This is a genomic window from Achromobacter sp. (genome assembly GCF_036567245.1).
Classification (GTDB): Bacteria; Pseudomonadota; Gammaproteobacteria; order Burkholderiales; family Burkholderiaceae_B; genus Achromobacter.
Genome location: NZ_DATCUY010000368.1, coordinates 1 through 11,979 on the forward strand (window position 1 = coordinate 1; position 11,979 = coordinate 11,979).

The 11,979-nt window shown below is 66.9% G+C and carries 10 protein-coding genes; 8 read left to right on the forward strand and 2 right to left on the reverse strand.

Translation table 11 applies throughout. From position 1 onward, the window contains the following. From VIR09_RS15795 to VIR09_RS15825, 7 genes are all read left to right on the forward strand, one after another. Positions 1 to 716 (forward strand): ATP-binding protein (locus VIR09_RS15795; RefSeq protein WP_414639434.1); only part of this gene is annotated, 716 nt, incomplete at its 5' end. A 373-nt stretch (positions 717 to 1,089) separates the two neighbouring features. Next, positions 1,090 to 1,965 carry a DMT family transporter gene (locus VIR09_RS15800; RefSeq protein WP_332013725.1) on the forward strand — a complete coding sequence of 292 codons (876 nt, stop codon included), beginning with the start codon at positions 1,090 to 1,092 and terminating at the stop codon, positions 1,963 to 1,965. A gap of 167 nt (positions 1,966 to 2,132) precedes the next feature. After that, the gene (locus VIR09_RS15805) at positions 2,133 to 3,302 is read left to right on the forward strand and encodes an acyl-CoA dehydrogenase family protein (protein ID WP_332013726.1); all 1,170 of its coding nucleotides are present in this window, start codon (positions 2,133 to 2,135) and stop codon (positions 3,300 to 3,302) included. 7 nt (positions 3,303 to 3,309) lie between these two features. Beyond that, on the forward strand, positions 3,310 to 3,993 hold the full coding sequence (locus VIR09_RS15810) for a TetR/AcrR family transcriptional regulator (RefSeq protein ID WP_332013727.1): 684 nt from the start codon (positions 3,310 to 3,312) through the stop codon (positions 3,991 to 3,993). Next, on the forward strand, positions 3,986 to 5,041 hold the full coding sequence (locus VIR09_RS15815; protein WP_414639435.1) for a hypothetical protein: 1,056 nt from the start codon (positions 3,986 to 3,988) through the stop codon (positions 5,039 to 5,041). The genes VIR09_RS15810 and VIR09_RS15815 overlap by 8 nt, the downstream gene beginning before the upstream one ends. A 25-nt stretch (positions 5,042 to 5,066) precedes the next feature. Continuing rightward, positions 5,067 to 6,209: a CoA transferase gene (locus VIR09_RS15820; protein WP_332013729.1), complete on the forward strand. Its 1,143-nt coding sequence runs from the start codon at positions 5,067 to 5,069 to the stop codon at positions 6,207 to 6,209. Between the two features lie 40 nt (positions 6,210 to 6,249). Beyond that, complete coding sequence (locus VIR09_RS15825) at positions 6,250 to 7,215, forward strand: tripartite tricarboxylate transporter substrate binding protein (protein WP_332013730.1); 966 nt, start codon at positions 6,250 to 6,252, stop codon at positions 7,213 to 7,215. A 23-nt stretch (positions 7,216 to 7,238) separates the two neighbouring features. Here VIR09_RS15825 and VIR09_RS15830 read toward each other — a convergent pair whose 3' ends face one another. Together VIR09_RS15830 and VIR09_RS15835 are read right to left on the reverse strand one after the other, a co-directional pair. After that, positions 7,239 to 8,120 carry a hypothetical protein gene (locus VIR09_RS15830; RefSeq protein ID WP_332013731.1) on the reverse strand — a complete coding sequence of 294 codons (882 nt, stop codon included), beginning with the start codon at positions 8,118 to 8,120 and terminating at the stop codon, positions 7,239 to 7,241. A gap of 474 nt (positions 8,121 to 8,594) precedes the next feature. Continuing rightward, the gene (locus tag VIR09_RS15835; protein WP_332013733.1) at positions 8,595 to 9,575 is read right to left on the reverse strand and encodes a tripartite tricarboxylate transporter substrate binding protein BugE; all 981 of its coding nucleotides are present in this window, start codon (positions 9,573 to 9,575) and stop codon (positions 8,595 to 8,597) included. Positions 9,576 to 10,135: 560 nt separating this feature from the next. On the opposite strand from VIR09_RS15835, the gene VIR09_RS15840 reads away from it, so the two are divergent. Further along, positions 10,136 to 11,979: proton-conducting transporter membrane subunit (locus VIR09_RS15840; protein ID WP_332013732.1), on the forward strand; the 1,844-nt coding region annotated here is incomplete at its 3' end.

Sequence of the window (11,979 nt, forward strand, 5' to 3'; positions counted from 1 at the left end):
AGGCGCGCAGCAGCCATGACGAGCTGGAGCGGCGCGCCTACGAAGCGCAGGCGGCGTTGGCCGGCCATCGTCCCGAACTGGTCGAGCAGGACGTCCAGCGCTACGAGAAGTCCGCCGCCATCGAGCGCGATGCGCAACACAAGCGCCACGGCGAAATCCTGCAACTGCAGGGCAAGCTGGACCAGGCGGGCGCCCAGGGGCTGGGCGAACGCCTGTCCGAAGCCGAGGCCGCGTGCGAACGGCTGGAACGGCGGCGCGGCGACTTCGCCCGGCGGGCGGCCGCCCTGGAACTTTTGCAGAAGCTGCTGGCGGACAAGCGCGCCGCCGCCACCCAGCGCCTGCAGGCGCCGCTGGCGCGCAGGCTGAACCACTACCTGGCCTTGCTGTTCCCCGAGGCCGACTTGAGGTTGGACGAAGCCTTGCTGCCCATGGCGCTGCGCCGCGCCGGCGGCGAGGACCTGCTGTCCGCGCTCAGCTTCGGCACGCGCGAGCAGTTGGGCATCCTGGCCCGCTTCGCCTACGCGGACTTGCTACGCGAAGCAGGGCGGCCGACGCTGCTGCTGCTGGACGACGCGCTGGTCCACACCGACGACGCGCGGCGCGACTTCATGAAGCGCGCGTTGTTCGACGCGGCCACGCGCCACCAGATCCTGATGTTCACCTGCCATGGCGAAGCGTGGCGCGACATGGGGGTGGAGCAGCGCCGCATCGCTTGACCAAGTTGCACGCAGACGGTAGGCTACGCCCCATGCCTGATCACACGCTCCTCGCCGACTTCGCATCCGCTGCTTCCGCAGCCGATGAGCGCGCGCGCGTGTCGTCCCGGCACTCCGCAGTTTCCCCCGGTTTTTCTCCTGTCGTGTCCACGGTGGTATCGCCGCCGGTCGCGCCGCCTTGCGGCGTGGTCTCGGGCGCTTACCCGCCTTCCGCGGTCGTCGTCGGCTGACGCCGTCCGCAACGCGACTCCAGTCCCTTCCCCTGCAGATTTGCCAGACGTCTTGATGCGTATTGCATCCGTCTAGCGCACGCTTGCGTGCGCCTGCGCGGGCGGAGCCGGAGCCTGTTAATACCCCGACAGGTAGAAACCTCATGTCTTTCGATAGAACCGCGTGGACCTCCTATGGCTCCACTTCCTTGTTCGTGCTGCTGTGGAGCGGCGGCGCGATTTTCGCCAAATGGGGGCTGTCCCACGCCTCCGCGTTCGGCTTCCTGCTGCTGCGCTTCATCCTGGCTCTGGCCGTACTGCTGCTGATCTGCGTATGGCGGCGACGCTGGCTGCCCGCGCCAGGCACGCGCCTGACCGTGGCGGCCACGGGCCTGATGCTCATCGGCGGCTACTCCATCTGCTACCTGCTGGCGTTGGACCACGGCATCACGCCGGGAGTGCTGGCCACGCTGCTGGGCGCGCAGCCCATCCTGACGCTGGCCGTGATGGAAAGGCGCTATTCATGGCCGCGCCTGGCCGGCCTGTTTCTCGCCTTGTGCGGGCTGGTGATGGTGGTCTACCAGAGCATAGGCATGGCGCGCTTTTCCGCGGCCGGCATGGTCTATGCGCTGGCCGCGCTGCTCTGCATGACCAGCGGCGCGATGCTGCAGAAGCGCTTGCGCCAGACGCCCATGGACGTCATGCCGCTGCAATACGTGGTCAGCCTGGCGCTGTGCCTGCTGTTCGTTCCGTTCCAGCCTATCCATGTGGAGTGGGTGACGGGCTTCGTTTTACCGCTGATCTGGATGGGGCTGGTGATATCCGTCGGCGCGACCCTGCTGTTCTACCGCATGATCCAGGCCGGCAATCTGGTCAACGTCACCAGCCTGTTCTATCTGGTCCCGGCCGGCACCGCAGCCCTGGATTACCTGATCCTGGGCAACCGCCTGTCGGCGCTCAGCCTGGGCGGGATGGGGGCGATCCTGCTGGGACTGATGCTGGTGCTGCGCAGCCCGGCGCCGCAGGCGAAAGCTGCATAGAGGCGATCGCAGCCGCTTGATGCTGGCGCTCTGCGGGCGGACTGGGGTCCGCCTGCGGAGCCTCCTCATTACATCCCGGGTTTTCCCCAGGTATCGAAGAAAAATACCAAGTAGTATGTTCTCGTTCAACTCACTAAATACTGATTAGTATGTTGCTGGAGACAACGATGTCCGTGATCTGGAATCCCTCACTCAACCCGGAAGCATGCGCCTGGCGGGACAAGGCCGCCGAGCTGACGTCGCGGGCCTTTGCGCCCGTCGCCGCCGCGATCGACCGGGATCAGCGTTACCCCGTGGAACACCTGGCGCCTTTGCGGGAAAGCGGGATTTCCGGCCTTTTTATTCCGGCCGAATATGGTGGCGCAGGCGCATCGCTGACCTCGCTGGTCGCGGTGGTGGAGACCGTGGCCCAGGGCTGCGCCTCCACGGCCGCCATCCTGGCGGCGCTGTCGCTGGGCGCCTTCCCGGTCATCCTGGGAGGTTCAGCCGAACAGAAGATGGTGCTGCTGGGCGGCTTGGCGCGTGATGGCCATGCGGTCAATTTCGCCCTGAGCGAGCGCGGCGCGGGTTCGGATGCGGCGGCCCTGTCGACCACGGCGGTGCCTGAAGGCGATGGCTGGCGCATCCGGGGGGAAAAGTGCTGGCTGGGTAACGGCGGGCATTCGCGCTATTTCATCGTGTTCGCACGCACGGGCGAGGCGGGCGCGCGCAACAACATCAGCGCATTCGTGGTCGACCGCGACGCGCCTGGCGTAGTGGTGGACCACTACGAAGACAAGATGGGCATACGCGGCACTACCACCACGAACTTGAAAGTGGACACTTGGGTCGGCGCGGAAAGCGTGGTCGGGGCGTTGGGAGAAGGGCTCAAGCTCGCGCTGGCGACGCTGAGCATCGGCCGCGTGGTGGTGGCCGCCCAGGCCAACGGCATTGCCCTGTGCAGCTATGCCGAAGCGCGGGACTTCGCGGTGCAGCGCCAGACCTTCGGGCGCAGCATCATCGACCACCAGGGCGTGGGCTTCAAGCTGGCCGATGCGGCCACCGCGTTGTCGTCGTCGCGGATGATGACCTACGAGGCCGCGCGGGCCTACGACGCGGGGCAGGACATCGGCACGCTGGGCGCGATGGCCAAGCTGTTGGCCAGCGAAACCTCGCACAGCGTGGTGGACGACGCGATGCAGATCCTGGCCGGGCGCGGCTATGTAAAGCCCAGCGCGGTGGAGCGCTGCTACCGCGACCAGCGCATCACCGAAATCTACGAAGGCACCTCCGAAATCCAGCGCGTGGTCCTGGCCCGCGCCATCAAGAAAAGCGCCGGCGCGGCCGCGCAACGCTAGGAACATCATGAAAGCCAAGACCGTTATTCCTTACGACGAAATGCCGCTGCGGCAGGTGGAACTGCTGGACGCCGCCGCGCAGGCCTTCACCGAAATGGGATTCGCCGCGACGACGATCGATTCGGTCGCCGACCTGATCGGCGTGACGAAAGGCAGCGTCTATTACTACTACCGCAGCAAGACCGACCTGTTCTTCGCCGTGCACCGGCGCGCCATGCAATTGAACCTGGATGCGCTGACGCCGCTGGCCGAGGACGCTGCCGCGTCGCCGCCGCAGCGGCTGTGGAACATGGCCCATGCCCACACCCATCTGATGATGGCGCATCTGCCATACCAGCGCGTCACGGTGCAGGGCGTCGAGCTGCATCTGGCCGGACGCACCACCGCGGGCCAGCGCGCCGAACTGGAAGAGCTGGTGCGGCAGCGCGACCGCTACGAGTCCTTGTTCCGCAGCGTGATCGAGGCGGGCATGGCGGCGGGCGACTTCCGGCGCGGCCCCCCGGCCTTGCAGGTCAAGCCGCTGCTGGGCGCCTTGAACTGGACCACCATGTGGTATCGCCCGAGGACCGGGGAATCGGAGGCGGATCGCGAGGCCATTGCGCGCGACATCGCCGACTTCGCCGTCGCGTCCATGCAATCCCTGCTGCCCGGTTCCGTGGCGGTTCCCACCGGAGTGAATGGCCATGCATGATATGCAATCCGAGGAGCGCGGTTGGCGCGCGGTTTCCGAGTGGTACCACGCGTTCTTCACGGGCATGGTTCTGTCGGCCGTGACCCGCCGCGGCACGGCGCGCGCGGCGGAGCTGGTCTACGAGATCTTCTGCCGCCAGCGCAACGAGCGCTTCCTGCCGGGCCTGAAGAAGCTGGGCATCGCGCATCTGCCACCCGCCGTCGCGGCGGCGCAGTATCACTATCTGTCCAACCATATCGGCGGCGTGGCGGTGCAGTACATGCACGAGTCCGACCGCAAGGCCTGGATACGCTATTCCGCGCCGCGCTGGATCTGGTCGGGCACCGCGCTATGCGCGATACCGTCGGAGGTGTCGCGCGCCATGCTGGCGGGTTGGCACGCGCAGAATGGCGTCTCGCTCAACAACCCGCGGCTGGGCTTCGTATGCACCAAGCAGGCCGTCGACGGCCAATCCGGCCTCGAGGGCTATTACTACGAATACGACCGCGACCTGCAGCCGCATGAACGCCTGCGCTTTTGTCGCAATGAGGATGCGCCCGATTTCGATGCCGCGGCCGCGCCCACGCTGCCCACCGCGGATTGGCCCGCGACGCGCCTGGCCAAGGCCAGCCGCAACTACGCCATGGAGTACGTGCGCAGCGCCTTGCCCGTGGCCGTGAACCTGTGGGGCCCCGAGGAAGCGGCCGGCCTGCTGCACCTGACCGGACGAATGATAGGCATGCAGTTCTATCACCAGACCGCGCAGGCGCTGGGCGTGGCGCAGGATGCCTCCGCCTTGCAGTTCGGGCGCTTCATGGCGGCGCTGGCGCAAGCGCAGGGCGATGCCTGCGAGCTGGTCGAAACCCCGGACGGCGTGCGCGTGACGCAACGGGGCTGGAACCTGATGGACGGCGTGGCCGATGCCCACCCCTGCGTGGCGCAAGCCTGGAACGGCCTGCTTGAGGGGGCGCTGGATGCGCACAACCATCGGCTCGCCCTGCGCATGAGCACGCGGGCGGGCGCACAGGGCAGGGAATTCAGCTGGCTGATCGCCCGCGCCACGGCCTGAGCCCTGAAACGGAAAGGAGACAGACATGCATAGCAGCGATGCCGGCGGCGCACTGGCCGGCCTGCGCGTGATCGACGCGTCGCGCGTCCTGGCAGGGCCGTTCTGCGGCCAGATGCTGGGCGACCACGGCGCCGACGTGATCAAGATCGAGTCGCCGGAGGGCGATGAATGCCGCGGCTTCGGCCCTCCGTTCGTGGATGGCAGTTCGGCCTATTTCCGCGCCGTGAACCGCAACAAGCGCAGCATGGTGCTGGACTTGAACAACGAGGCCGGACGCGAGACGTTCTGGCAATTGCTCGAAACCGCCGACGTGCTGATCGAAAACTTCAAGGCCAGCACGCTGCGCAGCTGGGGCGTGGCCGAACCGTCCGCCATCACCGAGCGCTTTCCGCGGCTGGTCCATTGCCGCATCACGGGTTTTGGCGACGATGGTCCGCTGGGCGAATTGCCGGGCTACGACGCCGCGGTGCAATCCATGGCCGGCCTGCTCAGCATCAACGGCGAGGCGGGCGGCGAACCCTTGAGGCTGGGGGTGCCGGTGGTCGATCTCACCACCGGCATGAATGCCGCGATTGCCGTGTTGCTGGCGCTGCAGGCCCGCCATCGCACCGGGCGCGGGCAGATGGCCGACGTGTGTCTCTACGATTCCGCCGTGTCCGTGGCGCATCCGTTCCTGGCCAATTACCTGGCCTCGGGCAATACGCCGCGGCCCAGCGGTAACGGTCATCCCAACATCGTGCCCTACAACGTCTACCAGACCCGGACTTGCCCTTTGTTCATCGCGGTGGCCAATGACCGTCTGTTTGCCAAGCTGTGCGGGCAGCTGGGCATGGCCGAGATGGCGCAGGACGAGCGCTACAAGTCCAACGGGCAAAGAGTGGTCAATCGCGACGAGGTGGACGCGGCCCTGGCCCAGGCATTCGCGCAGGTCGACGGAGACGCGTTCGGCAAGCAACTGTTGGCGCAGAACGTGCCCGCCGCGCCCATCCTGGACATGGCGTCGGTGGCCGCCGCCGCGCATACCGAGCACCGCCAGATGGTGGTCCGGCGTGACGACTACCACGGGCCGGGCATACCGATAAAGCTGTCGGACACTCCCGCAGCCATACGCCGAGGCCCGCCGCGCTTGGGCGAGATGAATGCGACGACACCGCCATCAGAGCGGTAGCGCATAGATAGCAGTACCCATAAAACCAGGAGACAAAACCATGAAAACGATTCGATTCGCGCTGTTGGCGTGCGCCGTGTTGGGCCTGTCCGCGCAAGGCGCGGCGCAGGCCGAAAGCTATCCCGGCGACAAGCCCATCAAGATCGTCGCGGCCTTTTCGCCAGGAAGCGCCACCGACACCAGCGCCCGCATCATCGCGGAAGAGCTGCGCCGCGACTTGAAGGCCAACGTGATCGTCGAAAACAAGCCTGGCGCCCAAGGCTTGATCGGCACTGAGTACGCGGTGCGTTCGCCGGGCGACGGCTATACCCTGACGATCTCCAGCAGTTCCCTGAACTCCATCAATCCTGGCCTGTTCAAGAACCTGCCCTACGACGCGCAGAAGGACTTCAGCCACGTGTCGCGCCTCACCACCATGCCCATGCTGCTGCTGGTGCGCGCCGATGGTCCGTACCAGGACCTGGCCTCGTTCGTGAAGAAGGCTGCCTCGGGTTCCTTGAACTACGGCTACGGTTCGCCCGGCGGGCAGGTCGGCGCGGCCGCCTTCAATCGCATCGCGGGCGTGCGCGCCGAAGGCGTGCCCTACAAGAGCCAGCCGCCGGCGCTGACGGACCTGGCGGGAGGGCAGGTCGATTACGTGATGGCCGACCTGTCGGTCGCGACGCCGCTGCTGCGCGGCGGCAAGCTGCGGGCGCTGGCCATCAGCACGGAGCGCCGGCTACCGGATTTTCCGGACGTGCCGACGTTCGCCGAGACGGGCTACCAGGATTTTGACCTGGTGGTCTGGGTCGGCTTGGCCGGTCCTGCCGGCATTCCTCAACCGATCCTGGAGCGCTTGAACAAGGCAGTGAACGACGCGCTGGCGCGGCCCGAGGTGCAGCAGAAGTTTGCCGCCCTGGGCATGACGGCGGCGCCGAACACGCAGGCGCAGCAGCAGGCTTTCGTGCAGGCGCAACTGGGCACCTGGGGCCGGCGCATGCAGGAAGCGAACATCAAGCCAGAGTAGGCGGCGTTGCGCCAGGGCAGCCGCTATGCGTAGGCGGCGCTGTCCTGGTCGTGCCAGTGCCCGCTGACCAACTGTTCGGGCCGGCTCTGCGCCACGACCCGCGCGCAGGCGGCCCAGGCGTCCAGGCGCACGCTCAGGCCGGCGTAGATGCCGTGGCCCGCGCCCGCTTCGATGATGCCTTCGGCCTGCACGCCTTCACCCGCGCGGATCGCACCTTCGGCGCGGATGTCCTCGCCGGCGATCAGGCCCCAACCGGAGGCGAGGTGCTCGCCGCACTGGATGGAGCCACCGGCCTGGATGCCGCAGGCCGCGTCTATTTCCTTTTCGGCGCGCACGTCGCCGCCGGCCTTGATGCCTTGGCCGCATTTGATCGCGCCTTGCGTCTGCACGTCCTGTCCGGCATGCAGGTGGCCGGTCACGGCCAGGTCCTGGCCGGCGCAGATGTCCCATTTGGCGCGGACGTTGCCGCCGCAATCCAGGCGGGTGGCGATCTCGATGCCCCAGTCGGCCATGACGTCGCCGCCCGCGCGGATGTTGCCGCCGCTGGCGATGGTGGCGCCGGCGGTGATGTTCTCGCCCGCCTGGATGGTCTCGCCGGCGCGGATGCCGCCGCCGGTGACGATGCTGCGCCCGGCGCGCACCACGCTGTCCACATTGATGCCCATGCGTACTTCCAGGGTGCCGGCAAAGACGATGGCGTTGGCGTCGACCGAATCCAGCCGCAGCACGGCGTCGGTGGGGCCGAACTGGTCCAGCAGCCAGCAGGCGTCGCTGACGCGGCCGTCGGCGACCAAGGCGTCAAGCACGGCCTGGTAGTCTCCTTGCCCGTTGTGGTCGCGGATGAACCATTTGTAGCCGCCCGCGCAGGGGTTCTTGGCTTTGACGAAATTCTTGGTGAGTTGCATGGCGCTTGGTATAGGTCGGTGCGTGGCCTGGCCGAAAGCCTCCGGCGGCTTGCGGATAAAGAGACGAGGCTTGGGGCCCGGCCACGCGGCAGGGCTGGCGCCGGCCAGCAGCAAGGCTGCGGAAAGCGCGGATGTGCGCAGGCAGCCGGCGGCGGGCCGGGATAAGGCTCAGGAAGGGGAAAAGCGGGCGATTAGCCGGGCTTGGAGCGGGCGTAGGCGGAGCGCGCGGCGACTTCCTGCGAGCTCAACAGGGTCGAGCGCAGGGCGCAAAGCGCGCAGGCGGCGCAGGGGATGGGAGAAAAATGGGATCGCACGGTCGCACATGCTACCACCGGGGCGATTGCAGTCAAGGCCGGGCCTCGAGAAAGCACGCCTGCCGGAAATGCGCGGGTAACAGGAAAAGAGCCGGCCTGGGAAGGCCGGCTCTCGGGTATGGCCGGCCCCGAAGACGGGCCGGCGCGGTGCCGTGGACGATCAGTTGGTCGACTGGATGTTGCGTTCCTTGGCGATGCGCTGGCGCAGCTCCAGCTCACGCTTGATCTGGGCGGCGTACTCGGCAGGCGTGTTGCCATCCACCAACGAGCCGCCGTCAGCCAGGCGCTGCATGATCTTCGGATCCTTGAGTGCCTTGACGGTCGCGTCATGGATGCGGTCGATCACGGCCTGCGGCGTGCCGGCGGGCGCGACCAGGCCGTACCAGGCCATGTTGTCCATTTCCGGCAGGCCGCCTTCGGAGAAGGTGGGCACGTCCGGCAGTGCCGGCAGGCGCTTGGGCGCGGCCACGGCCAGGGCGCGCAGCTTGCCGGCCTGGATGTGGGGCATGGACGAGGGCAGGTTGTCGAACTGGGCATTGACCTGTCCGGCGATCACGTCGTTGAGGGCCGGGCCCGAGCCGCGGTAGGGCACGTGCACCATGTCGGTCTTGGTCAGCGACTTGAACAGCTCGCCGTCCAGGTGGCCGATGCCGCCCGCGCCCGAGGAGGCGTAAGCGTATTTGCCGGGGTTGGCCTTCAGCAGGGCGATGAACTCGGCCAGGGTCTTGGCTGGCACGGCCGGGTTGACCGTCAGCACGTTGGGGACGTTCACCATATTGGTGATGGGGGCGAAGTCCTTCAGCGGGTTGTACGGGTTCTTGGGGTTGGTGGCCGGATTGGTGGCCATGGTGCTGACGGTGGCGACGCCCAGGGTGTAACCGTCGGGCGTGGAGCGCGCCACGGCGTCGGCGCCGATGGAGCCGCCTCCGCCGCCGCGGTTCTCGACTACCACCGCCTGGCCGAGCTCACGGGTCAGGCCCTCGGCGACGATGCGCGCCACGATGTCGGTGGTGCCGCCGGCGGCGAAGGGAACGATCAGGCGGATGGGCTTGTTGGGGTAGGGGTCGGCGGCCTGCGCGGCGGTGCTAAGGCAGAGGCCCGCGATGGCGGCGGCCAGGACGGCCTTGGCTTGGGACAGCATGGTCAAGAGTCTTCTCCAGATTATTTGAATTTCCGACCCGGCCGGCTTCTTGGGCCGACGTCGGTGAAGCTTGCCGCGCCGGGATGCTGGCGCGGCCTGTGCTTCATGGGCGCCATTCCACACAGTAAATTTCCCGCGGTCAACCCGGAGAGACCCCGGCTTGCCCAGGGTTATTTATTTATGGCGTTGATGCCTGGAGAAGACCGCAATAGATGAAAAAACCCAATGCTGACAAAGACATGAATAGCTTCGGGAATATTTCAATTGCGCAAGGATTGCGCATCGAACGTGCTGTCATCCGCTCGGTACACACATAAATCTCTGCATAACTTACAAGAATCTGATATTTTTCGTATGAGATTCTTGGCCGGTCTTGCAAGAAAGCTATTGCGTTTGTTTCTGTCTGCGCCGTTCAATGGCGTTGGTTGATGTCCCCCGCGGGGCAACGTGTAGTGCAGCGACGCACCGGGCCAGGGTTCCGTCCGTTTTTCAATCCCCGGTCTGTGCGTCTTTCGCTGCCTTGTGCTGGCGGGAGGGGGCCCGGACACTCTCGGAACGCCATGTCGCTGATCCTGATCCTCGCTCTGCCGTTCGCCGGCAGCCTGTGCGCCGCGCTCCTGCCATCCAACGCCCGCAATGCCGAGGCCTGGCTGGCAGGCCTCATCGCCCTGGCCTGTGTGGTGCTGGTCATCAGCCTGTATCCCGAAGTCACCAATGGCGGCGTGGTCCGCTTCGACATGCCCTGGGCGCCCGCCCTGGGCCTGCAGTTCACGCTGCGCATGGATGGCTATGCCTGGCTGTTTGCGCTGATCGTGTCCGGCATGGGCGCGCTGGTGGTGCTGTACGCCCGCTACTACATGTCGCCGGAAGATCCGGTGCCGCGCTTTTTCTCGTTCTTCCAGGCTTTCATGGCCGCCATGCTGGGCGTGGTGCTGTCCGGCAACCTGATCCAGCTGGTCATGTTCTGGGAAATGACCAGCCTGGCGTCCTTCATGCTGATCGCCTACTGGCATCACCGCCTGGACGCGCGCCGCGGCGCGCGCATGGCGCTGACGGTCACGGGCGGGGGCGGACTGTGCCTACTGGCCGGAGTGCTGATACTGGGCCACATCGTCGGCAGCTATGACCTGGACCGGGTGCTGGCCGCCGGCGACCTGGTGCGCGCCGACCCCTGGTATCCGGCCGTCCTGATCCTGGTGGCGCTGGGCGCGCTGACCAAGAGCGCCCAGTTTCCTTTCCATTTCTGGCTGCCCAACGCCATGGCGGCGCCCACGCCTGTATCCGCCTATCTGCATTCGGCCACCATGGTGAAGGCAGGCGTGTTCCTGCTGGCGCGGTTCTGGCCGGTGCTGTCCGGTACCGATGAGTGGTTCTGGATCATCGGCGGGGCGGGGCTGATCACACTGGTGCTGGGCGCCTACGCGGCCATCTTTCAGCAGGACATGAAGGGGGTGCTGGCGTATTCCACCATCAGCCACCTGGGGCTGATCACGCTGCTGCTGGGCCTGAACAGCACGCTGGCGCTGGTCGCGGCCATCTTCCACATGATCAACCACGCCACCTTCAAGGCCTCGCTCTTCATGGCCGCGGGCGTGGTGGACCACGAGACCGGCACGCGCGACCTGAGCCGGCTCTCAGGCCTGTACAAGGCCATGCCCATTACGGCGACGCTGGCCATGGTGGCGGCCGCATCGATGGCGGGGGTGCCGCTGCTCAACGGCTTCCTGTCCAAGGAAATGTTCTTCGCCGAGACCACTTTCGTCAGCGGCGACCGCATTACCGAGATCGGCCTGCCGCTGGTGGCTACCATCGCGGGCGCGTTCAGCGTGGCCTATTCGCTGCGCTTCATCCTGCAAGTGTTCTTTGGCCCCCCGGCTACCGACCTGCCGCGTGCGCCGCATGAGCCGCCGCGCTGGATGCTGTTTCCCAGCGCGCTGCTGGTGGCCATCTGCCTGCTGGTGGGCGTGGTGCCCGGGCTGACGATCGGCCCGTTCCTGGCGACGGCGGCACAGAGCATCCTGGGCCAGGACATGCCGGAATACAGCCTGGCCGTCTGGCACGGCGTGAACCTGCCCCTGGTCATGAGCCTGGTGGCGACCACGGCCGGCATCCTGCTCTATCTGGCCTTGCGCGCGCATCAGCGCGCCAACCCGGGCCGGGTGCCGTTCATCTACCGCCTGGACGGCCGCCGCAGCTTCGAGGCGCTGCTGGACGGCTCCAGCGTGGCTGCGGCCTGGCTGCTGCGCTGGCTGGCGTCCTCGCGCCTGCAGGTGCAGATGCTGCTGATCGTGCTGGGCACGCTGTTCGTGGCCTGGCTGCCGTTGCGCGGGGGCGGCTGGCTGGATGGCGCCGGCCGCATGACGCCGATCGACCCGGCGTTCGCGCTGGTGTGGCTGGTGGGCGC

Excerpts from the sequence above, each read along its gene's own strand:
- VIR09_RS15835 (WP_332013733.1), bottom strand. The coding sequence starts at position 9,575 with ATGCTGTCCCAAGCCAAGGCCGTCCTGGCCGCCGCCATCGCGGGCCTC.
- VIR09_RS15825 (WP_332013730.1), top strand. The coding sequence starts at position 6,250 with ATGAAAACGATTCGATTCGCGCTGTTGGCGTGCGCCGTGTTGGGCCTG.
- VIR09_RS15830 (WP_332013731.1), bottom strand. The coding sequence starts at position 8,120 with ATGCAACTCACCAAGAATTTCGTCAAAGCCAAGAACCCCTGCGCGGGC.
- VIR09_RS15810 (WP_332013727.1), top strand. The coding sequence starts at position 3,310 with ATGAAAGCCAAGACCGTTATTCCTTACGACGAAATGCCGCTGCGGCAG.
- VIR09_RS15805 (WP_332013726.1), top strand. The coding sequence starts at position 2,133 with ATGTCCGTGATCTGGAATCCCTCACTCAACCCGGAAGCATGCGCCTGG.
- VIR09_RS15800 (WP_332013725.1), top strand. The coding sequence starts at position 1,090 with ATGTCTTTCGATAGAACCGCGTGGACCTCCTATGGCTCCACTTCCTTG.
- VIR09_RS15820 (WP_332013729.1), top strand. The coding sequence starts at position 5,067 with ATGCATAGCAGCGATGCCGGCGGCGCACTGGCCGGCCTGCGCGTGATC.
- VIR09_RS15815 (WP_414639435.1), top strand. The coding sequence starts at position 3,986 with ATGCATGATATGCAATCCGAGGAGCGCGGTTGGCGCGCGGTTTCCGAG.